The organism is Pseudomonas sp. PA1(2017), assembly GCF_001945375.1.
GTDB lineage: Bacteria > Pseudomonadota > Gammaproteobacteria > Pseudomonadales > Pseudomonadaceae > Aquipseudomonas.
In genome coordinates this window covers 233,176-257,416 of sequence record NZ_MSXU01000003.1, presented here as the reverse complement: position 1 = coordinate 257,416, position 24,241 = coordinate 233,176, and the positions used below count along the sequence as shown (strand labels likewise).

The 24,241-nt window shown below is 64.1% G+C and carries 22 protein-coding genes; 16 read left to right on the top strand and 6 right to left on the bottom strand.

Annotation, left to right across the window (positions count from 1 at the left end; genetic code table 11):
- The first annotated feature begins 371 nt into the window (after positions 1 to 371).
- The 4 genes from BVH01_RS06360 to glpT all read left to right on the top strand — a co-directional run bounded on the left by BVH01_RS06360 (position 372) and on the right by glpT (position 3,995).
- On the top strand, positions 372 to 1,190 hold the full coding sequence (locus tag BVH01_RS06360; protein WP_075929520.1) for an energy transducer TonB: 819 nt from the start codon (positions 372 to 374) through the stop codon (positions 1,188 to 1,190).
- Between the two features lie 86 nt (positions 1,191 to 1,276).
- A complete protein-coding gene (locus tag BVH01_RS06355) occupies positions 1,277 to 2,002 on the top strand; it encodes a MotA/TolQ/ExbB proton channel family protein (protein ID WP_075929519.1) in 726 nt (241 codons plus the stop codon).
- Between the two features lies 1 nt (position 2,003).
- Positions 2,004 to 2,405 carry a biopolymer transporter ExbD gene (locus tag BVH01_RS06350; RefSeq protein ID WP_075929518.1) on the top strand — a complete coding sequence of 134 codons (402 nt, stop codon included), beginning with the start codon at positions 2,004 to 2,006 and terminating at the stop codon, positions 2,403 to 2,405.
- Positions 2,406 to 2,648: 243 nt separating this feature from the next.
- Positions 2,649 to 3,995 carry a glycerol-3-phosphate transporter gene (glpT, locus tag BVH01_RS06345; RefSeq protein ID WP_075929517.1) on the top strand — a complete coding sequence of 449 codons (1,347 nt, stop codon included), beginning with the start codon at positions 2,649 to 2,651 and terminating at the stop codon, positions 3,993 to 3,995.
- A 157-nt stretch (positions 3,996 to 4,152) separates the two neighbouring features.
- Here the strand turns inward: glpT and BVH01_RS06340 are convergent, their stop codons facing one another.
- Positions 4,153 to 5,154, bottom strand: coding sequence for an AraC family transcriptional regulator (locus BVH01_RS06340; RefSeq protein WP_075929516.1), 1,002 nt, complete (start codon positions 5,152 to 5,154; stop codon positions 4,153 to 4,155).
- Positions 5,155 to 5,535: 381 nt separating this feature from the next.
- On the opposite strand from BVH01_RS06340, the gene BVH01_RS06335 reads away from it, so the two are divergent.
- Together BVH01_RS06335 and BVH01_RS06330 are read left to right on the top strand one after the other, a co-directional pair.
- Positions 5,536 to 6,324: an EAL domain-containing protein gene (locus tag BVH01_RS06335; RefSeq protein WP_075929562.1), complete on the top strand. Its 789-nt coding sequence runs from the start codon at positions 5,536 to 5,538 to the stop codon at positions 6,322 to 6,324.
- A 51-nt stretch (positions 6,325 to 6,375) separates the two neighbouring features.
- Positions 6,376 to 6,984 (top strand): FMN-dependent NADH-azoreductase, encoded by a 609-nt coding sequence (locus BVH01_RS06330; RefSeq protein WP_075929515.1) that lies wholly within the window; start codon positions 6,376 to 6,378, stop codon positions 6,982 to 6,984.
- Between the two features lie 62 nt (positions 6,985 to 7,046).
- Here the strand turns inward: BVH01_RS06330 and BVH01_RS06325 are convergent, their stop codons facing one another.
- Positions 7,047 to 8,444 carry a PLP-dependent aminotransferase family protein gene (locus BVH01_RS06325; RefSeq protein ID WP_075929514.1) on the bottom strand — a complete coding sequence of 466 codons (1,398 nt, stop codon included), beginning with the start codon at positions 8,442 to 8,444 and terminating at the stop codon, positions 7,047 to 7,049.
- A gap of 116 nt (positions 8,445 to 8,560) precedes the next feature.
- On the opposite strand from BVH01_RS06325, the gene BVH01_RS06320 reads away from it, so the two are divergent.
- The 7 genes from BVH01_RS06320 (at position 8,561) to BVH01_RS06290 (ending at position 15,047) form a co-directional block, all read left to right on the top strand.
- Positions 8,561 to 9,847: a hydroxymethylglutaryl-CoA reductase, degradative gene (locus BVH01_RS06320; protein WP_075929513.1), complete on the top strand. Its 1,287-nt coding sequence runs from the start codon at positions 8,561 to 8,563 to the stop codon at positions 9,845 to 9,847.
- Entirely contained in the window at positions 9,844 to 10,746 is a 903-nt protein-coding gene (locus BVH01_RS06315; RefSeq protein ID WP_075929512.1) for a hydroxymethylglutaryl-CoA lyase, read from the top strand. Before BVH01_RS06320 ends, BVH01_RS06315 begins: the two co-directional genes overlap by 4 nt.
- Before the next feature lie 158 nt (positions 10,747 to 10,904).
- Positions 10,905 to 12,143: a CaiB/BaiF CoA-transferase family protein gene (locus BVH01_RS06310; RefSeq protein ID WP_075929511.1), complete on the top strand. Its 1,239-nt coding sequence runs from the start codon at positions 10,905 to 10,907 to the stop codon at positions 12,141 to 12,143.
- The gene (locus BVH01_RS06305; RefSeq protein WP_075929510.1) at positions 12,143 to 12,601 is read left to right on the top strand and encodes a MaoC family dehydratase N-terminal domain-containing protein; all 459 of its coding nucleotides are present in this window, start codon (positions 12,143 to 12,145) and stop codon (positions 12,599 to 12,601) included. Before BVH01_RS06310 ends, BVH01_RS06305 begins: the two co-directional genes overlap by 1 nt.
- Before the next feature lie 14 nt (positions 12,602 to 12,615).
- Positions 12,616 to 13,014, top strand: coding sequence for a hypothetical protein (locus tag BVH01_RS06300; protein ID WP_218189090.1), 399 nt, complete (start codon positions 12,616 to 12,618; stop codon positions 13,012 to 13,014).
- Positions 13,015 to 13,131: 117 nt separating this feature from the next.
- Positions 13,132 to 13,665 carry a hypothetical protein gene (locus BVH01_RS06295; RefSeq protein ID WP_139315624.1) on the top strand — a complete coding sequence of 178 codons (534 nt, stop codon included), beginning with the start codon at positions 13,132 to 13,134 and terminating at the stop codon, positions 13,663 to 13,665.
- A complete protein-coding gene (locus BVH01_RS06290; protein ID WP_177344604.1) occupies positions 13,665 to 15,047 on the top strand; it encodes a tripartite tricarboxylate transporter permease in 1,383 nt (460 codons plus the stop codon). The genes BVH01_RS06295 and BVH01_RS06290 overlap by 1 nt, the downstream gene beginning before the upstream one ends.
- 42 nt (positions 15,048 to 15,089) lie before the next feature.
- On the opposite strand, the gene BVH01_RS06285 is transcribed toward BVH01_RS06290, so the two are convergent.
- The 3 genes from BVH01_RS06285 to BVH01_RS06275 are packed head-to-tail and all read right to left on the bottom strand — an operon-like array spanning position 15,090 to position 20,853.
- Positions 15,090 to 16,532, bottom strand: coding sequence for an efflux transporter outer membrane subunit (locus BVH01_RS06285; protein WP_075929507.1), 1,443 nt, complete (start codon positions 16,530 to 16,532; stop codon positions 15,090 to 15,092).
- Positions 16,533 to 16,536: 4 nt separating this feature from the next.
- Entirely contained in the window at positions 16,537 to 19,671 is a 3,135-nt protein-coding gene (locus tag BVH01_RS06280) for an efflux RND transporter permease subunit (protein WP_075929506.1), read from the bottom strand.
- 15 nt (positions 19,672 to 19,686) lie between these two features.
- Positions 19,687 to 20,853: a MexC family multidrug efflux RND transporter periplasmic adaptor subunit gene (locus BVH01_RS06275; RefSeq protein ID WP_075929505.1), complete on the bottom strand. Its 1,167-nt coding sequence runs from the start codon at positions 20,851 to 20,853 to the stop codon at positions 19,687 to 19,689.
- A gap of 187 nt (positions 20,854 to 21,040) precedes the next feature.
- Here BVH01_RS06275 and BVH01_RS06270 point away from each other — a divergent pair, with 187 nt between their 5' ends.
- The 3 genes from BVH01_RS06270 to BVH01_RS06260 all read left to right on the top strand — a co-directional run bounded on the left by BVH01_RS06270 (position 21,041) and on the right by BVH01_RS06260 (position 22,399).
- Positions 21,041 to 21,592, top strand: coding sequence for a TetR/AcrR family transcriptional regulator (locus tag BVH01_RS06270; RefSeq protein ID WP_075929504.1), 552 nt, complete (start codon positions 21,041 to 21,043; stop codon positions 21,590 to 21,592).
- Between the two features lie 127 nt (positions 21,593 to 21,719).
- Positions 21,720 to 22,037: a helix-turn-helix domain-containing protein gene (locus tag BVH01_RS06265; protein ID WP_075929503.1), complete on the top strand. Its 318-nt coding sequence runs from the start codon at positions 21,720 to 21,722 to the stop codon at positions 22,035 to 22,037.
- Positions 22,034 to 22,399: a hypothetical protein gene (locus tag BVH01_RS06260; protein WP_075929502.1), complete on the top strand. Its 366-nt coding sequence runs from the start codon at positions 22,034 to 22,036 to the stop codon at positions 22,397 to 22,399. The genes BVH01_RS06265 and BVH01_RS06260 overlap by 4 nt, the downstream gene beginning before the upstream one ends.
- Here the strand turns inward: BVH01_RS06260 and BVH01_RS06255 are convergent.
- On the bottom strand, positions 22,381 to 24,165 hold the full coding sequence (locus tag BVH01_RS06255) for a bifunctional diguanylate cyclase/phosphodiesterase (RefSeq protein WP_075929501.1): 1,785 nt from the start codon (positions 24,163 to 24,165) through the stop codon (positions 22,381 to 22,383). The genes BVH01_RS06260 and BVH01_RS06255 overlap by 19 nt on opposite strands.
- Positions 24,166 to 24,241: the final 76 nt, after the last annotated feature.

The window sequence follows — 24,241 nt, the reverse complement described above, 5'->3', positions numbered from 1 at the left end:
AGCGGTAGTTCAGTCGGTTAGAATACCGGCCTGTCACGCCGGGGGTCGCGGGTTCGAGTCCCGTCCGCTGCGCCATATCCACCTGCCTCGAGCAGGTTTCCTGAAAAGCGACCCCTGGGTCGCTTTTCTTGTTTCTACCCTCCCTGGATGTCTGCCGCCCAGTGCTCGGTTTTCATCGGCGAATACCCGATGAGGCGTGTGTGCAATTCAAGGCGGCTATACGACTTCTTATTCCCTAATTGAATAAATATCTTCGTAAAAGTGATTTTACGAAATATTCACTAACCTTCATTCTTCGCTGCACCAGACCACTGGAATTCCGCTTTCGCTTAGGCCGCCTCTAAGTCGGTACTTCCAGGAGTCTGTCAGTAATGAGTAATGCTCAATCCTCTGCGCTATCTGTTGCACCCTGGCCTCAGGTGCGTGTTCCAGCAGAGGTTGTGGATCTTGGCGTTCCACTGCGCCATGCGCTGGGCACGCTACGCCACAGGCCGGTGGCATCCAGGTCCGTGCTCAGTCGTCGTGAGGCTGTCCTGCTCGGCATTTTCGCGCTGGTACTCCACGGCGCCGTGTTGCATTGGCTGAGTCAGCGGCCCGAGCCGGTACTGCCGCAAGTGCCGGTGGAAATCCCACCGATGACCATCGAATTCGCCGCCCCGTCGCCGCCACCGGAGCCGGTGCGGCCTCCCGAGCCTGTCGTCGAGCCGCCACCACCACCGCCACCGGTGGTCGATGAGCTGGCGGTCAAGCCGCCGCCCAAGACGGAACCGCCGAAGCCCAAGCCGCAGCCGCCGAAACCGAAGCCTGCGCCCAAGCCCTTGCCGAAACCGGTCGAGCCTGCGCCTGCACCGCCAAAGGCCGAGGCGCCTCCAGCGCCGCCCGCGCCACCAGCACCCAAGCCTGTGACCGAGACGCCGCCGTCGGCCAACGCTGCCTACCTGCGCAACCCGGCGCCGGAATACCCGTCCCTGGCGCAGCGTCGTGGCTGGGAAGGCACTGTGTTGCTGCGCATCCGCGTGCTGGCCAACGGCAAGCCCGGTGATATCCAGATCCAGACCAGCAGTGGCCGTGACGTGCTCGACCAGGCCGCTGTGAAAGCGGTACAGCGCTGGAGCTTCGTACCGGCCAAGCGCGGCGATGTCGCTCAGGAAGGCTGGGTCACGGTGCCACTGGATTTCCGCCTGAACTGACGCGCGCGGCAAATACCTTTTCCCTGGGCCCGGAAAATCCGCGGCCGAATCCCGTCATCGACACATCGCTTTGCGAGGACCGCACCATGAACCTGCTAGCCGACTCTCCTTTCGCCTCAGTCGAACACTCCGTCATCTGGTTGTTGATTGGCTTTTCTGTCGTTACCTGGGGCCTGGCCCTGATCAAGGCCATCCAGTTCACCCGTCAGCGCCATCAGGATCGCAAATTCCAGAAGCTGTTCTGGTCCGCCACCAGTCTCGACTCGGCCGCCGAACTGGGCCACAACCAGTCCGGCGCCGTGGCGCACGTCGCCCAGGCCGGCTTCGCCGCCATCCAGGTGCCGGACGGCCAGCAGCCGGGTGACCTGAGCCAGGCGATCAACCATCAGGATCGCCTCGAGCGCGCCCTTCGTCAGCAGATCCAGCGCGAGCGACGCTCTCTTGAATCGGGCCTGGCGGTGGTCGCCTCCATCGGTTCCACCTCACCCTTCATCGGCTTGTTCGGCACCGTGTGGGGCATCATGGAGGCGCTCAAGGGGATCAGCGCGGCGGGTAACGCCAGCCTGGAGACCGTCGCCGGGCCGATCGGTGCCGCGCTGGTCGCCACCGGGGTCGGCATCGCCGTCGCAGTGCCGGCGGTGCTGGTCTACAACTACTTCCTGCGTCGCCTCAAGCTCACTGCCGCCGATCTCGACGACTTTGCCCACGACTTCTACAGCCTGGCGCAGAAGAGTGCTTTCAAGGTCATCGTCCACCCGGGCGCCAAGCGCGGCGGCATCGTCAGCGGTCAACCTGTGAAAGAGGCGGTGTGACATGGCGTTTTCGACCCAGGACAACGACGAAGTACTCAGCGAAATCAACGTCACGCCGCTGGTCGACGTGATGCTGGTGCTGTTGGTGGTATTCATCGTCACTGCGCCGCTGCTTACCAACTCGATCCCGATCAACCTGCCGAAGACCGAAGCCGTGGCCCCAGCCGATCAGAAAGACCCGCTGGTGATCAGCATTGACGGTGACGGCAAGCTGTTCATCAACAAGGACGAGATCCAGCCAGAGCTGCTGGAAAGCAGCCTGATCCAGGCCAAGGCGGACGACGCCGAACTGAAGGTGCAGCTGCAGGCCGATGACCAGGTGGACTACGGTTCGGTGGCCAAGGCCATGGCCGCCATCGAGCGCGCTGGCATTACCAAGCTGGCTGTGATCACCGCCCGCTGAGTGCAGCGTCGGTAATCACGCAAGAGCGCGATTCGTCCAGGGCGGATCGCGCTTTTTTATGAGCAGTGCTTCGATGCTGTATTCCGGGGTGACACAGCCTTCGGTCAGAATCATTCTATTAGTTCGAATTCCAACAGGTTGCTGGCTTTACCGCTTCACTAGCGAGTGCTATTTTCGCAAATGAAAATGTCACATAATTGTCACATTCGCTTGTGCAGCTAAAACAATAACCGGAGCCTTTGGATGTTCGCCTTCTTCCGTCCTGCCCCCCATCGGGAACAATTGCCCGATGACCAGATAGACAGCACCTACCGCCGCCTTCGTTGGCAGATCTTCGCCGGTATCTTCATCGGCTACGCCGGCTACTACCTGCTGCGCAAGAACTTCTCACTGGCGATGCCCTACCTGATCGAGGAAGAGGGCTATACCCGCGGCCAGCTTGGCTTGGCGATGTCGGCAATCGCCATTTCCTACGGCTTGTCGAAATTCCTCATGGGGCTGATCTCCGACCGCTCCAACCCACGCTATTTCCTACCGTTCGGCTTGATGGTGTCGGCAGGGGTGATGTTCGTTTTCGGTTTCGCGCCCTGGGCTACTTCCAGCGTGACCATCATGTTCATCCTGCTGTTCATCAACGGCTGGGCTCAGGGCATGGGCTGGCCGCCCAGCGGCCGGACCATGGTGCACTGGTGGTCGCAGAAGGAACGTGGCGGGGTGGTCTCGGTATGGAACGTCGCTCACAACGTGGGCGGTGGCCTGATCGGCCCATTGTTCCTGCTCGGCATGGGCCTGTTCAATGAGTGGCATGCAGCGTTCTACGTACCGGCCGCGGTAGCGATGCTAGTCGCCGTCTTTGCCTTCGCGACCATGCGTGATACGCCGCAATCGGTCGGCCTGCCGCCGATCGAGAAGTACAAGAACGACTACCCGGAAGGCTACGACGATAGCCACGAGAAGGAATTCAGTACCAAGGAAATCTTCGTCAAGTACGTGCTGCGCAACAAGATGCTGTGGTTCATCGCCCTGGCCAACGTGTTCGTCTACCTGCTGCGCTACGGCGTGCTGGATTGGGCGCCGACCTACCTGAAAGAGGTCAAGCACTTCACCGTTGACAAGACCTCCTGGGCCTACTTCTTCTACGAGTGGGCGGGCATTCCCGGTACGCTGCTGTGCGGCTGGATGTCGGACAAGGTCTTCCGTGGCAACCGCGGCCTGACCGGCGTGGTGTTCATGGGCCTGGTGACCGTGGCCACCGTGGTGTACTGGCTCAACCCGCCGGGTAACCCGGTCGTCGACATGGCCGCGCTGGTCGCCATCGGTTTCCTGATCTATGGCCCGGTGATGCTGATCGGCCTGCATGCGCTGGAGCTGGCGCCGAAGAAGGCTGCCGGTACGGCGGCTGGGTTCACTGGCCTGTTCGGCTACCTGGGCGGTTCGGTCGCGGCGAGCGCGGCGATGGGCTATACGGTCGACCACTTCGGCTGGGATGGTGGTTTCGTGCTGCTGATCGGTGCTTGCCTGTTGGCCATCGTGTTCCTGATCCCGACCCTGTGGCACAAGCAGGCGCCTAGCGAAGGACGCGCGTCCTGATCGCATGGCCGAGCGCGTGGCACCTGCTGCGCGCTCGTCCCGTTCCTGTTTCCTTCTTTTCCCTGGCCCATGTCGAGGCGCAATGCCCGGTAGCCATCTCTTCTGCAAGCCGATTCGCGCATTCACCGATTACCCGCAAAGCGATACGCGGGCCCTCTCAGCACACATTCTCATGATGGCGGTACTGGCTCGGCGGCATGCCGAACCAGCGCATGCTCGCCTTGTGAAAGCTGCTCTGGTCGCGAAAACCCAGCGTCGCCGAAATGTACTTGAGGCTGCGTGTGGAGTTGCGCAGCAGGTTGTGCGCCAGCTTCAGTCGTGATTCTTCCTGCAGCTGGATGAAGCTGACCGCCTCGCGTTCCAGTGCTTTCTGCAGGCCGCGTTTGCTGAGCAGCAGGGTGTTGGCGACCTCGCTCAAATCCATGTTGATGCCCAGGGTGAGCTGTTTCGAAAGCAGGCGCTCCACCCGCGCGGCCACCGAACCGTTGACCAAGTCGTCGAGGCGCGATTGCGCGTATTCCTGATGCATGACGTGCAATGCTGCATCGGCCGTCGGCAGGGCGATGGCGGCATCCCGTGCCCTGAAGATCAAGCTGTTGTGCGGCGCCGAAAAGCGCAGGTTGTCGCCGAATAGCTGGCGTAAGCGGCTGGTATCGGCGGGTTGCGCGTAGGTGAACTCGGCGCCCAGTGGCCGTGGGCGTTGATGAGGCGTCAGCCAGTGGACGACGCCGAGCGTCAGCGCGGCGCCGGCATCGATGAAGGCCCGCGGTGCTGGTATGGGCGAGGTGCCGACTTCCAGGCCGATCAGTTTCAGGGTGTCCTGGCGCTGCTCGAGCAGATAGTGCGAACCGTTGGTGATCAGCGGGTGGTAATCCACCATCAGCTTCAATGCGGTGCCCAAAGTCGGGCTGGACATCATCGGGTAGCACTGAGGGCCCAGGGCGCTCGGGTGGGCGTGGGCATAGGTGCCGAGGCCGATGTCAGGGTTGGCGGTCTGCTCGCTGGCCTGGCCGAACAGGCTGTATACCTGGGCCAGGGTGATCGGCGCGCCACTGCTCAGGGCCTGGAGCAGTTGTTGGTCGAGCTTTCTCGGGTCGACACCTTGTTCGAGAAAGGTCTTGGCCATCACCTGGAAACAGTTGCTTGTCACTGTGTACATCGCGTGTCCTGGAATGCCGCTGGCAGTGAAGTGAACAGGAAATGCACGTGCGGACAACAAACGGGCTTATGGGAACACTGGTCGCGAAGCCGCTGCGCTGGGAGCATAGGCATCCTGTTCATGGTACTCCCGCTTACCTAGGCAGGCTCCGCAGTGCCGCCGCGGCGCCAGCCCTCGCGCTTTCTCTCGAGCCATGAGGCCGAATAGCCGCCTTAAGAACCGCCGAGGCGCTGCCGAGCAGCCTTGCACCTTATTCCAGTAGGGGATGCGATCTTATCGAATAGTGGCGACAAACCGCCACAAGCAAACGTTTGCGGTTGCCCGTCACGTTGATCAGTCATGGAAAATCCTGGAATGCCTTCGATGTTTGCAGCGCGCCCGATGATCAGCCTGGACGCCATTTCCGAAGTCACTGCGTCATCCGATGAAGCGCGCGTGCGCTACTTCTATGCGCAGTTGCAAGGCGGCCGGTTCCATCTGGCCTTTCAGCCGGTCAAGGCGGCGGCCGATACCGAGCACGCGCTGTATCAGGAAGGCCTCCTGCGCAGTGACGGCGAGCCCCTGGGCTTCAACCCGTTCGCGGTACTGGAGCGCAATCAGTCGATGCGCCGTCTCGATCGCAGCGTCGTTGACGCCATCATCGACCTTCTGCAGCGTCACCCGTCTCTGACCCTGGGATGCAACGTTTCCGCACAGAGCGCCAGGCTCGATTACCACTGGGAGCAGGTGCTGCAGCGCCTGGCCGACGGTGATATCGCCTCGCGCCTGGTCATCGAGATTACCGAAAGTTCGGCGCCAATCAGCCACGATCAGGCCGTCGAGTTCGTCCACCAACTGCGCAGCACCGGCTGCCACGTGGCCATCGACGACTTCGGATCGGGCTTCGGCACCCTGGCCTTCATCCAGCAGGCCCAACCCGACATCATCAAGATCGATCAGGGCTATGTGCAGCGCGCCCGGCGCTCCTCGCAGCATGTCAGGACGCTCAGGCATCTGGTGGGGCTGTGCAACACCCTGGCCGCCCATGTAGTGGTCGAAGGTATCGAGACCGCCGACGACCTGGCGATCAGCCGTGAATGTGAAGCCCAGTGGGTGCAGGGCTTCCTGTTCGCCCGAGCGCAGAAGCTGATCGATGGCCTCGATGCGCCCTGCGTGCTGAAAGCCGTTTGAGCCCGTTCAGTCACCGTCTCCAGAATGCTCCGGTATGGAAATGATCCAGGCATGAAAATCCTGCATGTGGACTCGAGCATCTCGGGCGAAAGCTCATTGAGCAAGGACTTGTCTGCCATCGCAGTCACCCATTTGCGCTCCATCTATCCGCACGCCGAGGTGCTTTATCGGGATCTGGTAGAGGCCCCCATCAATCACATGACCGGCCCGATCTTCGCGGGTTTTGGTGGCCATTGGGGCGGAGAATTCGACGCCGCCACGCAACAGGAACATCGGTTGTCCGAGCAACTGGTGGGCGAGTTTCTGGCCAGCACTATCCTGGTGATCGGCGCACCGATGTACAACTTCTCCATCTCGACCCAGCTCAAGGCCTGGCTCGATCGCATCGCCCAGCAGGGCCGCACGTTCAATTACACGGAGAACGGTACAGTCGGTCTGGCGAGCGGCAAGTGCGTGATCGTGGTGTCGGCCTGCGGCGGTTTCTATTCCCACGGTTCGATGATGCAGATGGACTTCCAGGAGCCGTACCTGCGCGGCTTCTTCAAATTCCTGGGCATCACCGATATTCGTTTCGTGCGGGCCGAAGGCGCGCTCAAGGGCGAACTGGAGCGCAGCGAGGGCATCAGGGTCGCTAAGGCGGCGTTGTCGCGGGTTTACTGATCAGCCAGATGCTGCTGACCGCCAGGTCCGGTTACCGTCGCTTGCGCGGGGGCTGACCGACGTCACCGTGTGCCGATAACCGGTTGCGCCTGGTGCATCAGGCTGCGGCGGAACGCCGGGTCATCCAGGTAGGCCACATTGAGCCGCGTCCAGGGCACCGGGGTGTGGCGATTGACGGCGAAGATCGATCCCGGCGCGAGCATCACGCCCTGGGTCAGGCAATGGCGGGTCAGGACATTGGCGTCATCGATACCGGGGAAGCGCGCCCATAGGTAGAGGCTTTGTTCCGGCCGGCAAAACACCTCGGCACCCAGTTCATCGAGCACCGCGAGACCGCGTTGGGTGGCGGCGTGCAGGCGATCCTGCAGGCGTGACAGGTGCCGCAGGAAATGTCCTTCGCCGAGGATCACCTCGATGGTGCGCTCGCTGTATTCGGCTCCGCTGTTGTGCAGCAGCATCTTCAGGTCGGCCAACTCCTCGATGCGTTGTTTGCTGCCGGCGATGAAGCCGACACGCAGGGCCGCGGAAATCGATTTGGAAAAACTGCCCAGGTAAAGGGTACGTTCGCACTGATCCAGCGCCGTCAGCTTGGTTGCCGAGCTGGGCTTGAAATCGGCCATGGCGTCGTTCTCCACCAGTAACAGGTCATGCGCTTCGGCAATCTGTAGCAGGCGGTGGGCCTTGGCGGGGGAGATGTCCGAGCCGGTGGGGTTGTGGCCCACGGACTGCAGGAAGAACAGCTTGGGCTTTTCCCTTTTCAGCACCCGCTCCAGTGCATCCAGGTCCGGCCCGTCGGCCTCACGTGGCACGCCGAGCATGCGTGCGCCCTGCAGCTGCAATTTGCCGAACAGCGGGTAATAGCCGGGGTCTTCGACAAGCACGGCATCGCCGGGAACGACGTAGCGGCGGATGATCAAATCCATACCGTGGTTGGCGCCCAGAGTGGTGACCAGTTGCCTGGGCGAGACGGCGATACGGTAATCCGCCAGCTTCTGCGCCAGGCGCTGGCGCAGACCTGGGTTACCCAGCCGCGTGCCGTAGCGAAACAGAGTGGTCACGCCACCGCGCACCACCTGGCGGTGAAATTTGTCCAGACGCATGTCCATCAGCCATTCGACCGGTGGAAAGCCCTCGCCGAGGTGCGAGTGGCCGGGGTCGCGGACGAACTGCTGGCGCATCATCCAGATGGTGTCCAGCGCGCGGGTGTAGGGCTGCGCTTCGTCATCCTCGACACTGGCTCTGACGGTACTGCAGACGAAGAACCCCTTGCCGTGGCGGGCCTCGACCAGGCCCTGGGAGGCCAGGTGCTCGTAGGCGGTGATCACCGTGTTCTTGGAGTGCCCGTGCAGACGCATGTACTCGCGCAGCGAGGGCAGTTTGCTGCCCGCCAGCAGGGCGCCATCGGCAATCTGCCTGGCGATGGCAGCGGCGACCTTCTGGGCGAGAGTCTCTCTTGGCATGGCGCAAACCCTGGGTACAGGAATGAAGTGTCCGGGCAAACTGTACCTTCTTTCAGGGATACAGTGCGGCTAACGTTCGTTTCAACCAAGAACAAACGACTCCCCGAGGAGCGCCCATGTCGATCGATTCCCGCCTGCCCGATTTCCGTAACCTGTCCCCCGCAAAACGTCTCGAACACGTGCAGCATCTGCTTGGCCTGTCCGCTGAGGAAGTCGCGCTTTTGCGCGATGCCGGAGCGCTGCCACTGGAGATTGCCGACGGCATGATCGAGAACGTGATCGGCAAGTTCGAGCTGCCCTATGCCCTGGCCAGCAACTTCCGTATCAACGGCCGGGAGATGCTCATTCCACTGGTGGTGGAGGAGCCCTCGGTGGTTGCGGCGGCCTCTTTCATGGCCAAGCTGACCCGCCCGGCAGGTGGCTTCCAGACTTCCAGCAGTGCGCCGCTGATGCGTGCTCAGGTGCAGATCATCGGTGTCAGCGATCCCTACAACGCGCGGCTCAGCCTGCTGCGCAACAAGGACGAGATCATCACCCTGGCCAACAGCAAGGACCAGTTGCTGAACAGCCTGGGCGGCGGGTGCCGTGATATCGAGGTGCATACCTTCATCGACAGCCCGCGCGGGCCGATGCTGGTCGCGCACCTGATCGTCGACGTGCGCGACGCCATGGGCGCTAACACCGTGAACACCATGGCCGAGGCCGTGGCGCCGCTGATGGAGCAGCTCACGGGCGGCAAGGTGCGCCTGCGCATTCTCTCCAACCTCGCCGATCTGCGCCTGGCGCGTGCACAGTTGCGGATCGCCCCGGAGCATCTGGATACCGCCGAGTACAAGGGCACCGAGGTCATCGAAGGGGTGATCGATGCCTATACCTTCGCGGCCATTGATCCGTACCGCGCTGCGACCCACAACAAGGGCATCATGAACGGCATCGACCCGCTGGTGGTGGCCACCGGCAACGACTGGCGGGCTGTGGAGGCGGGTGCCCATGCCTATGCCTGCCGCAATGGCCATTACGGTTCCCTGACCACTTGGGAGAAGGATCGCGAAGGTCATCTGGTTGGCACCATCGAGATGCCGATGCCGCTCGGCCTGGTCGGTGGCGCCACCAAGACCCATCCGCTGGCGCAGCTGTCGTTGCGCATTCTAGGCGTGAAAAGCGCTCAGGAGCTGGGCGAGATCGCCGTCGCCGTCGGCCTGGCGCAGAACCTTGGTGCCTTGCGTGCCTTGGCAACCGAAGGTATCCAGCGTGGCCACATGGCCCTGCATGCACGCAATGTCGCGCTGTCGGCCGGTGCCCGTGGCGATGAGCTGGATTGGCTGGTCAAGCGTATGGTCGAGACCCGCGACGTACGCGCCGACCGCGCCGAGGCGTTGCTGCGCGAAAAGCGCGGGCAATGAGCATGGATGCGGTAAGACTGGTGGAGGTCGGCGCGCGCGACGGCCTGCAGAACGAAGCCCTGACCCTGCCGGTCGAGGTGCGCGTGGCGCTGATCGAACGGCTGGTTGCGGCCGGGCTGCGAACGCTCGAGGCCGGCGCGTTCGTGTCGCCGCGCTGGGTGCCGCAGATGGCCGACTCCGACCAGGTGCTGCGCCGCCTCGGGCAACGCCCAGGGGTGACCTATACGGCGCTGGTGCCCAATCTTCAGGGGCTGGATGCGGCGCTGCAGGCGGGTTGCCGGGAGGTGGCGGTATTCGCCGCGGCTTCCGAGGCGTTTTCGCAGAAGAACATCAACTGCTCCATCGCCGACAGCCTGCAGCGTTTCCAGCCAGTGCTGGGCAAGGCGCTGGAGCAGGGCGTGGCAGTACGCGGCTACGTTTCCTGCGTGCTCGGTTGCCCGTTCACTGGCGAGGTGCCGGTGGCGGATGTGGTCCAGGTCGTACGCGCGCTGCATGCCATGGGCTGCTACGAGATCAGCCTTGGTGACACCATTGGCAGAGGCACGCCGGGCAAGACCAGGGCGCTGCTCCAGGCCTGTGCCAGCGAGGTGCCCATCACGGCACTGGCCGGGCATTTTCACGATACTTACGGCATGGCAGTGGCCAATGTCCAGGCTGCTCTGGAGGCCGGGGTAAGGGTGTTCGACAGCTCGGTATCCGGGTTGGGTGGCTGCCCGTATTCACCCGGCGCCACCGGTAATGTGGCAACCGAAGAGCTGGTTTACCTGCTCGAGGGCCAGGGCCTGGCAACTGGCGTGGACCTGTCGGCGCTGCTCGAAGCCGGCGCCTTCATCGACGCGGCGCTGGGCAAACCGTCGGCTTCCAGAGTGGCCAACGCCATGCGCAACAGGGCCCTTTGATCGAATAGAACATCAACCCGGAACAGATACGGCCAGCCGCGACAAGCATCAGGTCGCGTTGCCCGCATCACTCCGCCCACTCACTGGCCGAGCGCACGTTGGTGTTTCATGCAGGCGCCTCGGCGCGCCGGCGGCGACGTGCCGACACAGGAGAACCCATGAATTCACTGACCGATGCACTGGCGAGCTTCGCCAGAACCGCCGGCCCTCTGCAGGGCGTGACCATCCTCGACCTCACCCGCGTCGTCGCCGGCCCATACTGCGCCATGCTGCTGGCCGACATGGGCGCCACGGTGATCAAGATCGAAAACCCCGCCGACCCCGACCTGACCCGTGAATTTCCGCCGCTCAACCGAAGCAGCGCCGAGCCGGTGAGTGGCTTCTTCGCCCAGTTCAACCGCAACAAGATGGCGGTTGGTCTCGACCTCAAGAAGGCCGAGGGCAAGGCCACCTTTCTGGACATGGTGCGCAAGGCCGATATCGTCATCGAGAACTTTCGGCCCGGCACCATGGCCAAGCTGGGGTTGGGCTACGAGGTGCTCAGGGAGGTCAACCCCGCCATCGTGTTCACGGCCATCAGTGGCTTCGGCCAGTACGGCCCGAATTCGCTGCGGCCTGCCTTCGACAGCAGTGCCCAGGCCAGCGGCGGCTTGTGGTCCATGAATGGCACGGTGGAAGAACCGATGCGCGTGGGCACTGTGCTCGGTGACCTGTCCGCTGCGCTGTATGCGGCCATCGGCACCCTCGGTGCGCTGCGTGAAGCTGAGCGCACCGGCCAGGGCCAACTGGTCGACGTATCGCAGCAGGACTCGATCGTCTCGCTCACCGAGAACGCGCTGGTGACCTACACCGAAACCGGCAAGGTCACGGTGCCGGAGGGCAATGGCCATCCGTTCGTGCGCCCCTACGGACGCTACGCCTGCAAGGATGGCTACGTGTTCTTCGGTGCCTACACCGACAAGTTCTGGCGCGAGGCCTGCCTGACCTTCGGTGACGAGGCGATGGCCAGCGACCCCGAGGTCGACAGCATGGCCAAGCGCTTCGAGGCCGACGTCTACCTGCGCAAGGTCAAGCCTGCCGTGGAGCGCTGGCTCGGCGCCCACACCAAGGCCGAACTGGAAGCCATGACCGGTGATCGCTTCCCCTTGTCGCCAATCAAGAGCATCGATGAAGTGGTGGCCGATCCCCACCTGCGCGAACGCGATATGGTGGTGCCCGTTGACTGCCAGGGTGCTCGCTTCGAGGTGTTCGGCAACCCCATCAAACTCTCTGGTGGCACTCTGGAACGCGATGCCAGCGCGCCGGCGGTCGGCCAGCACAACGCCTCCATCTATCGCCAGTGGCTGGGCCTGGATGAAGCCGAATACGCCGAGCTGGTCCGGCTGGGGGTGATCTGATGGAGAGTCTGATCAGCGATGCGGCGCGGCGCAGCATCGGCACCTCGCTGCCGCCGTCGCGCTTCGAGGTGAACCGCAACGACATCAGAAAATATGCGGTAGCCACCGGGCAGCGCCAGCGCCGCTATCTCGACGGCGACGAAGCGCCGCTGTTGTTCCTGTTCAGCGCGATGATGCCGGTGCTGCCGTTGGAGCAACTGCTGGAAGACGGACACAAACCCGACGACCCGCTGATTCCCGAGTTGCCGCTCAAACGCATCATGGCCGGCGGCAGCGAATACCAGGTGCACCGCAGGATCTTCGCCGGCGACGTGCTGCTTTGTCGGCAGACCCTGCTGGACATCTACCAGAAACAGGGCGCCGACGGGCCGCTGATCTTTCTGGTGTTCGAGAACCGTTTTGAAACCGAATCAGGTGAGCCGGTAGTGACCGAGCGCCTGACCCGGATCGCGAGGTGAGCATGGCCAGGCAGATGATCAGAGCAGGCCAACGGCTGCCTGAGCGCGAGTACCGGCCTGGTACCGTGCAGTTGTTCTTGTACAACGCGGCCATCTGGAATGCCCACCGTATCCACTATGACCTGCCTTATGCCCAGCAGTGCGAAGGGCATCCGGCACTGCTGGTGGACGGCCCGTTGCAGGGCGATTGGCTGACTCAGTTGGTGTACGACTGGATGGAGGAGGGCGATGAACTGCTGAGTTTCCAGTACAGCAATCGCCGCGCCGGTTATCTCGGCGATGTGCTGACCGCCGTCGGTGAAGTCATCACGGTGGAGGGCGGGCAGGTGACCCTGGCGTTGCGCCTAGCCAACCAGGCGGGCCAAGTGATCACCCAGGCAAGCGCCAGCGTACGCCTTGCCCACGCGCAATGAACAGGAGATACGACGGGCGCCATGGCAGGCGCCTGACATGCACACGAAGCTGACCTTGCGGTCGCCAACCAGCTGCTTCCTCAATAACAACAAGAGCCCGAAAGGGCGGGGGACACCATGAGCCAAGAGCTTGCCAGACCGGCCGCGACACCGCCTAGCGCGGACGCGGCGCGCAACACCGACAACCTCTACGAGGTGTGGGGCGACACCGTCGATGCCAGGCATCTGGTGTTGGCCATCATCGTCAGCGCCATCGTCAGCCTGGGGGCTTATGGGCTGGCGCTGTTGATACTCGGTGGCCTCGTCGAATCCGCGCAGATGGCCAAAGCCTACGCCATGCTCTTCGGCATTCTCGGTTGCCTTGGCGGTGGCGCGATCAGCGCCATGCTGTTCAAGCCCAAGCGCGATGTGGTCGAGCACGTGGCGGACCCGGCTTTTCGCGAGCAGGTGGTGGATGACCTGCTCAAGGAGTACGGCAGCCTTGGCCGCCTCGAGGACACCTCGCCGGAAGTGGTCGCCGAACTCCACGAACTCGGCCTCTACGAGTTGTTCCGGGACGCCCAGGCCCGGGAAGAACAGGCCCGCGAGCAGAGTGCAGAGGTCGACGTGGATACGCGCGATTCCCTGGCCCTGAGTGGAGGGCGCCCATGATGGAAGGCCTGCTCTATGAGATTCTCATGGCCCTGGCGCTCGGCCTGTTCGGCGCCATGCTGTTCTCCGCCATCGGCCTGGTATCGGGTACCGACGAAACCACCACCCTGGCACCGCTGACCATGCTCGTGGTGCTGCTCGGCGCGCCGCCGGCCGGCATTCTCACCTTCTTCCTGGCCGGGGCGGTGGCCAAGCATATGACTCACGCGGTACCCACCGCCTTGCTGGGCATTCCCGGTGATACCTCGGCGACCGCGCTGATCGGCGACGCCAACCACCTGCGCCGCCTCGGTGTACCTCACGTGGCGTTGCGCAAGATGATTTCCGGAGGCGCGGTGGCGGCCGTCATCGCGGTGCCGCTGGCGGTGCTGTTCGCCGTACTGCTGGCGCCGTTCGGTGACGTGATCAAGCAGTTCGCCCCCTGGGTGTTCCTCTGCGCCGCCTTCACCATCGCCTACTTCTCGGCCGGGCGCTGGGCCTCGGTGCTGGCCTTGCTGCCGTTCGTGCTGGTGATCGTCGCCCTGCAGACGCTGACGGCCCAGTACGGCGTCAAGCTGGCGGTCAGCTACTTCCTCGGCATTGCCGTGGCACCGCTGATCACCTCGCTGTTCTCGATGCTGGCGCCAGCCGAGCGTGAACGCATGCGCCGCGATGAGTATCGGGTGTTCTCCCTGGCACCGGACATGAAGGGCTGGCGCGGTTACTTTCCCAACCCGTTGCGGGTGATCAATAAACGCCAGACACGTATGACTGCCATGGCGGCGAGCGTGACCAGTGCCACCTTCGTGTTCAGCCCGGTGGCCATGACGGTGATCATGGGCGAGTTGATCGGTGCGCGTATCAAACAGGCCTACGAGCGTCTGACCACGGTGATCACCGCCCGTAATGGGGTCACCGAGTCGACCTACATCGCCGAGGCGCTGATCCCGCTGATCGCCTTTGGCCTGCCGCTCAGCCCGGTGGCCGCAGGGCCGGCGGCGCCGCTGTTCAACGCACCGCCACGCTTCACCGTCGACAACGCCACCGGTGAGGTCAATAACCTGCATAACCTGCTCAACAACTGGGAGTTCTTCGGCTATGGCATGATGGCCGTGTTGGTGGCCATTCTGATCGCCTACCCCTTCACCATGAACTTCGCCCACCAGGCGGCTTCCTTCGTCTCGCGCAGGATCAGCCACGAGGCGGTGATCGCCACCTTCATCGGCTTGGTGCTGGTGGTCGGGATCTGGGAGGGCGGCCTGCTCGGGCTGCTGGTGATCGTCACCATCGGCCTGCTCGGCGGCTTTCTGGGGCGCTTCCTGGGTTTCAATATCGGCGTGCAGTTCATGGGCTACTACACGGCGGTACTCAGCGTGCCTGCGTTGATCGCCCTGTTGAACTGAACGAGCAGGGGCGTGCAGCTTGTGCCAGCACGCCCCTGTTCATCAGCGCTGCGTTGCAGGTGAGGCATCCGCCCGCGCCATGCCAGCGTCCGGCCAGCCACCGCCCAGGGCCCTGAACAGGTCGGCCAGGGCCAGTTGGCGATCGGTGCTGACCTGGATCAGGCCGGTCTGGTCGTTGAAGCTGCTGCGCTGTGCATCGAGGTAGCGCAGGTGGTCGTCCACGCCGCCCCGGTAACGCGCTTCGGCCAGGGTTTCCGCGGCTCGGCTGGAGTCGGCCAGAGCGCTTCGTGCGGCTTCCTCGCGGCGCAGCGTGTCGGTGGCGGCGAGGGCATCGGCGACCTCCCGGAAGGCGGTCTGGATGGTACCTTCGTAGTCGGCCACCGCAGCGTCCTGGCGCACTTCGGCAAGATCCAGGTTGGCGCGGTTGCGCCCGCCCGCGAGGATCGGCAGCGACAGCGTCGGTGCGAAACTCCAGGCCCGTGAGCCGCCGTCGAACAGTCCGGACAGCTCGGTGCTGGAGCTGCCTACCGAGCCGGTCAGGGTGATGCGCGGAAAGAACGCCGCACGGGCCGCGCCGATGTCCGCGTTACGCGCCTTGAGGCGATGCTCGCTGGCCAGGATGTCCGGGCGCCGTTCGATCAGCGCCGAGGTGGTGCCGGGAGCGATGTCCTGCAGCACCAGGCGATCGTCGCGGGGCACGCTGGGCAATCCTTGCAGGGCATCCGGCGTGCCGAGCAGCAGTACCAGGGCGTTATCGGCCTGGCGCAGCTGGCGCTGGATGCTTTCCCGCTCCGCCTTGGCCTGCTCGGCGAGGCCCACCGCTTCCTGGTAATCCAGCGCCGTGGCGGCCCCCGCTTCACGGCGTTTGCTGACCAGTTCCAGGGAAGCCAGGCGGCTGTCCAGGGTCTGCTCGACCAGGGCTTGGCGGCGCAGCGCGCCGTCGCGGGTCAGGTAGGCCTGGATCACCTCGGCGATCAGGCTGATCTGCGTGGCGCGGGTCGCCTGCTCGGTGGCCAGGTAGCTTTGCAGTGCCGACTCGGAAAGGTTGCGCACGCGGCCGAACAGGTCGACCTCGTACTCGGCCAGGCCCAGGCCAACCTGGTACACGCTGGTCACCTCCGAACGCCCGGTCTGCGACTGGTCGGCCGGCAAGCGTTGGCGGTTGCCGCTGGCATTGGCGTTGATCGACGGCAGGCGATCGGCACGTTGGATACGGTACTGGGCACGGGCCGCTTCGATATCCAGCAGCGCCTGGCGCAGGCTGCGGTTATTGCCGAGCGCGGTTTGCACGGCATTGCGCAGGTCGGCATCGACGATGAAGGTCTGCCAGTCCAGCGCTTGCGCGCTGGTACCGGTCGCCTGGGGGGCGCTCCATTGCGCTGTCACTGGCGCCTCGGGGCGTTCGTAGCTGGGCGCCAGGGAACAGCCGGCGAGGGCGACGGCCAGGGCCAACAGGGCAGGGCGCAGCAGGGTCGTGGAGGTCATGGCCTTACTCCGCCTTGTGCAAGGGATGGTGGTCGGTCTGCTTGGGCTTGGTGCGCAGCAGCGACAGCACCCAGACGAAGAAGATCGGCACGAAGATCACCCCCAGCAACGTCGCGCTGAACATGCCGCCGAGCACGCCGGTGCCGATGGCACGCTGGCTGGCGGCACCGGCGCCGGTGGCGATCACCAGTGGCACCACGCCGAGCATGAAGGCCATGGAGGTCATGATGATCGGCCGGAAACGCAGGCGGGCAGCTTCGATGGCGGCATCGCGCAGTGAGTAACCGTCCTCCCACAGGTCCTTGGCGAACTCGACGATGAGGATCGCGTTCTTCGCCGCCAGACCGATCACGGTGATCAGACCGACCTTGAAATACACATCGTTGGGCAGGCCGATAGCCGTCACCGCGAGCACCGCACCGAGGGCACCCACCGGCACGATGAGCATCACCGCCAAAGGAATCGCCCAGCTCTCGTAGAGCGCGACGAGGAGCAGGAACACCACCACGATGGCCAGGGCGAAGAGCATCACCGCCTGGCCGCTGGCAACCTTCTCCTGGTAGGAGAGGCCGGTCCACTCATAACCGATGCCTTCCGGCAGGTCGGCGGCGATGCGCTCCAGCTCGGCCATCGCCTCGCCAGTGCTGACCCCCGGTGCGGCGTCGCCGGAAATGCGGATCGACGGATAGCCGTTGTAGCGGGCGACCTGCACCGGTCCTTGTTCCCACTGGGTGGTCACGAAGGCGCTCAGTGGCACCAGGTTGCCGCTGTCGTTGGGCACGTGCAGCTTGAGCACGCTGTCCGGGGTCATCCGTGCGCCTTGCTCGGCCTGCACGACCACGCGCTGCTGGCGGCCAGCGTTGGCGAAGTCGTTGATCACCGAGGAGCCGAAGGCGGTGGACAGCGCATTGCTGATCGACTCGAAGCTGACGCCCTGGGCGCGCGCCTGCTCGCGGTCGATGACCAGGCGCAGTTGCGGCGCCTCGGCCAGGCCTTCCATCATGCCGTAGAGGAACAGCGGGTTGCCGTTGACCTTGCCGAGCACTTCGTCACGGGCTGCCAGCAGCGCTTCGCGGCCAAGGCCGCCGCGGTCCTGCAGACGCAGTGCGAAACCGCCGGAGTTGCCCAGGCCTTCGATCGGTGGCGGCGGAACGGCCATCATCGCGCCGTCGTCGAGGTTGGCGAAGCGGCCGTTGACTGCGGCCGTCTCAGCCTCGACCGATTGCTGCGAGTCGCGCTCGGACCAGTCCTTGAGCAGCGGGAACGCGATGGCAGCGTTCTCGCCCATGCCCGAGAAGCTGAAGCCCAGCACCAGGAACGAGGTCGCCACGGCTTCGCGGGAGGCGAGGAATTCCTCCAACTGTTTGCCGGTCGCCGAAGTGCGCTCGCGCGTAGCGCCGGGCGGCAGTTGGATGTCGACGATCATGTAGCCCTGGTCTTCGACCGGCACGAAGGATTCCGGCAGGCGCAGGTAGAAGAAACCCATCAGCACCACGATGCCCAGATAGATGAACATGAAACGTCCGGCACGCGGTACAAGCTTGCTATTGAGTTTGGTGTAACGGCCGGTCAGCCCGGTGAACTTGCGGTTGAACCAGCCGAAGAAACCGGTCTTCTCGTGATGCCCCTGGGGGATCGGCTTGAGAATGGTGGCGCACAGCGCCGGCGTGAAAGTCAGTGCCAGGAAACCCGAGAACAGGATCGATACCGCCAGCGACAGCGAGAACTGCTGGTAGATCACGCCCACCGAGCCGGCCATGAACGCCAGCGGCAGGAACACCGCCGACAGCACCAGGGTGATGCCGAGGATCGCCCCGGACACCTGGCCCATCGCCTTGATGGTTGCCGGCACCGGCTCCAGGCCTTCTTCGGCCATGATCCGTTCGACGTTCTCCACCACCACGATGGCGTCGTCGACCAGGATGCCGATGGCCAGCACCATGCCGAACATGGTCATCATGTTCACCGAGAAGCCCAGCAGGTACATGAAGGTCAGGGTGCCGAGCAGGCACACCGGCACCACGATGGACGGAATCAGCGTGTAGCGCACGTTCTGCAGGAACAGGAACATCACCAGGAACACCAGCACCATGGCCTCGATCAGGGTCATGATGACTTTTTCGATGGCCACGTCGACGAACCGCGAGGTGTCGTAGGGCACCGAGAACTGCACGTTGTCCGGGAAGTTCGCGGACAGCTCGGTGAGGCGCTGCTTGACCGCCTCGGCGGTCTGGATGGCGTTGGCGCCTGGCGCCAGCTGCACGGCGGCGGCCACGGCCGGTTTGCCGTCCTGGCGCGAGCCGAAGTTGTAGTCCTGACTGCCAACCTCGATACGCGCGACGTCGCCCAGGGTCAGGCGCGAGCCGTCCTGGTTGGCGCGCAGCACGATGGCGGCGAATTCCTCGGGATTGTCCAGGGTGCCCTTGACCGCCAGGGTCGCGGTCAGCTCCTGCTCGGCGCTGCCCGGCGTGCTGCCGAAGGCACCAGCTGGCACCTGCACGTTCTGGGCGCGGATGGCGTTGTTGACGTCATCGATGGACAGCCCGTAACCGACCAGCTTCTGCGGATCGATCCACACGCGCATGGCCGCTTCGGAGGCGAAGAACTGCAGCTTGCCGACACCGGTAACGCGGCGGATCTCATTGTTGATGTTGCGCGCCGCATAGTCGGCCAGGGCCGTGGTGTCATCGTTGGCGCTGCCGTCCTTGTAGCTCAGCGCGTAGATCAGCAGAAAGCCCGCAGTGGCCTGTTCGGTCTGAATGCCCAGGGTTAGCACGGCCTGGGGCATACGCGCCTCGGCCTTCTTCAGGCGGTTCTGCACGTCGACCTGGGCCAGCTCCGGGTCGGTACCCGGCTGGAAGGTCACGGTGATCTCGGCGATGCCGTTGGCGTTGCTGGTGGACTCGAAGTACAGCAGATTCTTGGCGCCGTTGAGCTCTTCCTCGATCACGCTGGTTACCGAATCGGTCAGCACCTGGGCCGAAGCGCCCGGGTAGGTGGCAGTGACGGTGATCTGCGGCGGCGCGACGTTGGGGTACTGCGCCACCGGCAGGAAGGGGATGGCCAGCAAGCCGCCCATGGTGATGAATAGCGCGACCACCCAGGCGAAGTTCGGGCGCCGGATAAAAAACAAGGACATGTCGGGTGCTCCGGCTTATTGCGCCTGGGAAGGGGTGTCGTTCTGGGCTTCGGCGTCGGGCTGGCGCGGTACCACCTTGGCGCCGGGGCGGATGGCCGACAGCGAACTGGTGATCACCTTGTCACCGGCCTTGAGGCCGTCGGTAATCTGCCAGCGCGCGCCCTGCATGGCGCCAGTGGTCACCGGCCGCGCCTCCACGGTGTCGTCAGCGCCGAGCAACATTACGCTAGCCTTGCCATCGGCAGCGCGCTGCACGGCGCGCTGCGGTACCAGGATGGCGTCCTGGTCGAGCCCCTGGGGGGTTCCGACGCGCACGTACATGCCAGGCAGCAAAACGCCCTTCGGGTTGTCGAAGCGCCCGCGCAGGGCGATCTGCCCGGTGCTTCGATCCACCGAAATGTCGGTGAACAACAGGGTGCCCTTGCTCTGGATATCGGTGCCATCGACGCGTAGCGACAGCGTCTTGTCACCGTCGCCGGAAACCTTGCCATCGGCGATGGCGGCGCGCAGGCGCAGGGCATCTGCAGCCGGCTGGCTGAAGTCGGCATACACCGGGTCGAGTTGCTGGATACGGGCGAGCAGGGTGGTTTCACCCTGGCCGACCAGCGCGCCTTCGGTCACCTGGGCGCGGCCGATGCGCCCGGCGATGGGCGCGCGTACCTGGGCGTAACCCAGGTCCAGCTTGGCGGTTTCCACATTGGCCTGGGCCGAGCGTTTGTCGGCCTGGGCACTGCGCAAGGTGGCGCGGGCCACGTCGAAGTCCTGCTGGCTGACCGCATCGATCTTCACCAACGGCTCATAGCGCTTGACCGTGGCCTGGGCCTGGAACAGCTGCGCGTCGGCGCGGGCCAGCTCGCCCTCGGCGCGCGACAGCGCGGCCTTGAACGGCGCAGGATCGATCTGGAAGAGCAGGTCGCCGGCCTTGACGTCAGCACCTTCCTCGAAGGTGCGCTTGAGCACGATGCCGGCGACCCTGGCACGCACTTCGGCGACGCGTACCGGTTCGATGCGCCCGGGTAATTCGGCTACCACGGTGAAGGGTTCGGTTCTGATCGTGAGAACGTCCACTTCGCGAGGCGGTGCTTCGCCCCAACCTTGTTCGCCTTTGTCACAGCCGGCCAGGCCGATGATGATTGAAAGGGTGATCGCCGATACGACGTGTTGGGTGCGAATCCTTCTCATGCTTCACCTGGGGCGATGCCCAATCCAGTTAGTCCTCGAAAGGCGCGAATGGTCGTTTATAGATGCATGTGAGTCAATATTGTCTCATTTGCATTTTTTGTGACTAAATTTGGCAGTCCTTTTGAACATTAGGGGTTTTCCTGCACAATGACGCGCCGTGCCGATGAGCCCCGAGAAGAACCGATTGATGCAAAGACCTGTCGCTGAAGAAAAACTGCTCAAAGCACTGGCCGTCGCCATGGTCGAGCACCCGCGTGGCACCTTCAAGGAAATCGCTCAGGCGGCAGGCGTGAGCAAGGCAACCCTGAATCGTTTCTGTGGCACGCGCGACAACCTCATCGAAATGCTCTTCGACTACGGCTCCGAGGTGATGAACCAGGTCATCGCCGAGGCCGACCTGCAGCATGCGCCGGTGCCCGAGGCCTTGCAACGCCTGGTGGATGGGCATCTGGTCCACCGCGATCTGCTGGTTTTCCTGATGTTCCAGTGGCGCCCGGACTCCCTGCATGAATGCGGCGAAGAGGCGCGCTGGCTGCCGTACACCAACGCGCTGGATCAGTTCTTCCTGAAGGGGCAGCAGGAGGGCGCATTCCGCATCGACATCGGCGCGCCGGTACTGACCGAGCTGTTCGCTTCGCTGCTGTTCGGCCTGGTCGACGGCGAGCGCCGTGGACGGGTCGCGCGGGCGAGCATGGGCTCATCGCTGCAGACGTTCTTCATGCACGGGGCGGCGACCTGAAGGTAGTCGTCACACGCGGTGACGTCTGATGAGTGCGCCATGCCGGCGGGCTGGTAGTATGCGCCTCATGTTGTGGCCCTGAGCCGGATTACGCAGAGGGACGCTGCGCCTCGCGGAGAAACCAATCATGAACGTACAAGTGATCGAGCGTGACGGCGAACCGGAATACGCGGTGTTGCCGTGGGCCGATTATCAGGCGCTGCTCCAGGCGGCCGGCAAGCGCCCCGAGGCCGCGCCGACCCCGCAGGATGTCGATGCGCCGAAAGCGTTGAGCGAACTGAGCGCATTGCGCGAAGCCAAGGGCCTGAGCCGTGATGAACTGGCGCGGGCGGTGGGCATCAGCCCCCATTACCTGGGCATGATCGAGAGCGGCGAGCGTCAGCCAGATGCCGCTATTTTGCGTGCGCTGGCCTGGGTGCTGGGTATCTCGGGTTGGCAAGCATGAGCGTGCGCATCAGCCGCGTACACTGGGATGCGCTGCTGGCGGCCCTCGACGACGCCCGCAGGCAACGCCACCTGCTGACGTACCGTGCACTGATCGAGCGCCTGTCGCTGCCCGCGCCTGCCATGCAGACTCTCACCGCCGCGCTGGAACACCTGGCCGCACTGGATGCCCGCAGTGACCGCCCACTGCGCAGTGCTCTGGTGATCAGCCAGGGCGCCAGCCGCCTGCCGCGCACCGGGTTCTTCGAGTGCGTCACCCGCCTGGGCCGTTTCGACGGCGCCCCCGACGGCGTCGCGGCCGCCTCCTGGCATGCTTCGGAAGTGGCCCGGGTGTTCGAGTTCGATTACCCCGCCGAGGCCTGAGCAGGCCGCTCCTGCAGCGTATGGGTGTCGATCACGTGCAGGCTGTAACCAGGCACCGCCTTGGCCTGGCGTTTGGCTTCGGAAGCCAGGCCAGCCAGTTCGCTGGCATCCAGCAGCGGGCAGTGCTGCGGGTGCAGGTGCACCACGCCGAGCGACAGTGACAGCAGGGGAAACTCCTCGCGCTGGCCCTGGCGGTTGTGGCTGACGAAGCAACCGGCATCCAGGTGTTCTTCCAGGTAGAAGCGCCGGCACTGGCTCTGGAAATCTTCGAGCAGGTGGTTGAGGCGGGCGCGCCAGTCCTTGGAGCCGAACACCAGCAGGAAATCGTCGCCGCCGATATGGCCGACGAAATCCCGGCTGGGGTCGATGCGCTCGTTCAGGCAGTGCGCCAGGCAGAGCAGCACCTCGTCGCCCTTGGCGTATCCGTAGAGATCGTTGAAAGGTTTGAAGCTATCGATGTCGACGTAGCAGATCGCCGCTTCGCGGTTCTGCTGCAGCAGGCGCGCCAGGCATTGCTGAATTGGCACGTTGCCCGGCAGCAGGGTCAGTGGGTTGGCGTAGCGGGCCTGCTGGATCTTCATCTCGGTGATCAGCTTGAGCACGTCGATTACCCGCCCCAGGCCCTGGTAGCAGCCCTCGACGGTAATCACGAAGTCTTCTTCCATGCGCTGGCGGGCGCGGCTGGTCAGCAGGCGGCTGACCTGCTGCAGCGACTGGCTGATCTCCACGGCCAGGAAGTCGTTGCTCATCAGCCGGCTGATCGGCTTGCGCGCATACAGCTCGGTGGCGAAGGGTTTGAGCAGTACATCGGACAACGAATGACGGTGCACGATGCCCACCGGCCGCTGGGCTTCGTCCAGCACCGCCAGGGAGTTGAGGTTGGCCTGGGCTCGGAACGCCTCCAGTACCTCGGCGGTGGGTGTGGAAATCGACACCGCCTGCTGCTCGTTGAGCAGGGCAGTGAGATCGCTGCCTTCCTCGCCCAGCGGTGTGGGCGCCTGGCCCAAGGCGGGCAGCATCTTGCGGGCGTCGGTGGGCGGCGTTTCCTGGGGGCGGCAGAGCAGGTAACCCTGCAGCAAATCGACACCCATCTCGCAGAGCACGGCGAGCTCTTCTTCCAGTTCGATACCTTCGGCGATCACCTTGGCTCGCGAGGCCTTGGCCATCTGCAGGATGGAGCCGACGAATTCGCGCTTGACTGCATCGCGATGAATGCCGTCGATGAAGTGACGGTCGATTTTCACGTAGTCCGGGCGCAATTCCGACCACAGGCGCAGGCTGGAGTAGCCGGCGCCCAGGTCGTCGAGAGCGATGGAGAAGCCCATGTCGCGGTAGTGGTGCAGGGCGGTGTCGAGCAGGTAGAAGTCGTCGGTGGGCGATTGCTCGGTCAGCTCGATGACTACGCGGCTGGGGGCGATACCGTAGGTCTGCAGCAATTGTAGGGTGCGGCCAGGCTGGTGGTTGGCGTCGAGCAGCGAATCGGGGGAAACGTTGAGAAACAGCAGGCCATCGAGTTGCTGCTCGCTGAACCGGCGGCAGGCGCTCTTGCGGCAAGCCAGCTCCAGCTCGCTGAGCATGCCGGTCTGCCGCGCCGCGGCGAACAAAGTCAGCGGCGAGTGCAGCGGGCTGTTGGAGGGTCCACGGGTCAGCGCTTCGTAACCGAGGATGCGTCGCTCGGCGACCGACACGATTGGCTGGAACAGGCTATGCAGGTCGCCGTGGGCGAGGATCTGGCCCAGCGAGCTCAACTGTTCGGTGACGGTCATGGCGAATCTCTATGCAAATCGAAGAACGGGAGATGGCTATTAGCCATGATAGATGCGTCCCGTTAGATGCGCATGA

What these genes read in the sequence shown, in the direction of transcription:
- BVH01_RS06360 (WP_075929520.1), top strand. Translation starts at nt 372, where the DNA reads ATGAGTAATGCTCAATCCTCTGCGCTATCTGTTGCACCCTGGCCTCAG.
- BVH01_RS06260 (WP_075929502.1), top strand. Translation starts at nt 22,034, where the DNA reads ATGAGCGTGCGCATCAGCCGCGTACACTGGGATGCGCTGCTGGCGGCC.
- BVH01_RS06290 (WP_177344604.1), top strand. Translation starts at nt 13,665, where the DNA reads ATGGAAGGCCTGCTCTATGAGATTCTCATGGCCCTGGCGCTCGGCCTG.
- BVH01_RS06295 (WP_139315624.1), top strand. Translation starts at nt 13,132, where the DNA reads ATGAGCCAAGAGCTTGCCAGACCGGCCGCGACACCGCCTAGCGCGGAC.
- BVH01_RS06305 (WP_075929510.1), top strand. Translation starts at nt 12,143, where the DNA reads ATGGAGAGTCTGATCAGCGATGCGGCGCGGCGCAGCATCGGCACCTCG.
- BVH01_RS06325 (WP_075929514.1), bottom strand. Translation starts at nt 8,444, where the DNA reads ATGCCAAGAGAGACTCTCGCCCAGAAGGTCGCCGCTGCCATCGCCAGG.
- BVH01_RS06330 (WP_075929515.1), top strand. Translation starts at nt 6,376, where the DNA reads ATGAAAATCCTGCATGTGGACTCGAGCATCTCGGGCGAAAGCTCATTG.
- BVH01_RS06265 (WP_075929503.1), top strand. Translation starts at nt 21,720, where the DNA reads ATGAACGTACAAGTGATCGAGCGTGACGGCGAACCGGAATACGCGGTG.
- BVH01_RS06275 (WP_075929505.1), bottom strand. Translation starts at nt 20,853, where the DNA reads ATGAGAAGGATTCGCACCCAACACGTCGTATCGGCGATCACCCTTTCA.
- BVH01_RS06255 (WP_075929501.1), bottom strand. Translation starts at nt 24,165, where the DNA reads ATGACCGTCACCGAACAGTTGAGCTCGCTGGGCCAGATCCTCGCCCAC.
- BVH01_RS06340 (WP_075929516.1), bottom strand. Translation starts at nt 5,154, where the DNA reads ATGTACACAGTGACAAGCAACTGTTTCCAGGTGATGGCCAAGACCTTT.
- BVH01_RS06270 (WP_075929504.1), top strand. Translation starts at nt 21,041, where the DNA reads ATGCAAAGACCTGTCGCTGAAGAAAAACTGCTCAAAGCACTGGCCGTC.
- BVH01_RS06315 (WP_075929512.1), top strand. Translation starts at nt 9,844, where the DNA reads ATGAGCATGGATGCGGTAAGACTGGTGGAGGTCGGCGCGCGCGACGGC.
- BVH01_RS06320 (WP_075929513.1), top strand. Translation starts at nt 8,561, where the DNA reads ATGTCGATCGATTCCCGCCTGCCCGATTTCCGTAACCTGTCCCCCGCA.
- BVH01_RS06285 (WP_075929507.1), bottom strand. Translation starts at nt 16,532, where the DNA reads ATGACCTCCACGACCCTGCTGCGCCCTGCCCTGTTGGCCCTGGCCGTC.
- glpT (WP_075929517.1), top strand. Translation starts at nt 2,649, where the DNA reads ATGTTCGCCTTCTTCCGTCCTGCCCCCCATCGGGAACAATTGCCCGAT.
- BVH01_RS06355 (WP_075929519.1), top strand. Translation starts at nt 1,277, where the DNA reads ATGAACCTGCTAGCCGACTCTCCTTTCGCCTCAGTCGAACACTCCGTC.
- BVH01_RS06335 (WP_075929562.1), top strand. Translation starts at nt 5,536, where the DNA reads ATGATCAGCCTGGACGCCATTTCCGAAGTCACTGCGTCATCCGATGAA.
- BVH01_RS06310 (WP_075929511.1), top strand. Translation starts at nt 10,905, where the DNA reads ATGAATTCACTGACCGATGCACTGGCGAGCTTCGCCAGAACCGCCGGC.
- BVH01_RS06350 (WP_075929518.1), top strand. Translation starts at nt 2,004, where the DNA reads ATGGCGTTTTCGACCCAGGACAACGACGAAGTACTCAGCGAAATCAAC.
- BVH01_RS06300 (WP_218189090.1), top strand. Translation starts at nt 12,616, where the DNA reads ATGATCAGAGCAGGCCAACGGCTGCCTGAGCGCGAGTACCGGCCTGGT.
- BVH01_RS06280 (WP_075929506.1), bottom strand. Translation starts at nt 19,671, where the DNA reads ATGTCCTTGTTTTTTATCCGGCGCCCGAACTTCGCCTGGGTGGTCGCG.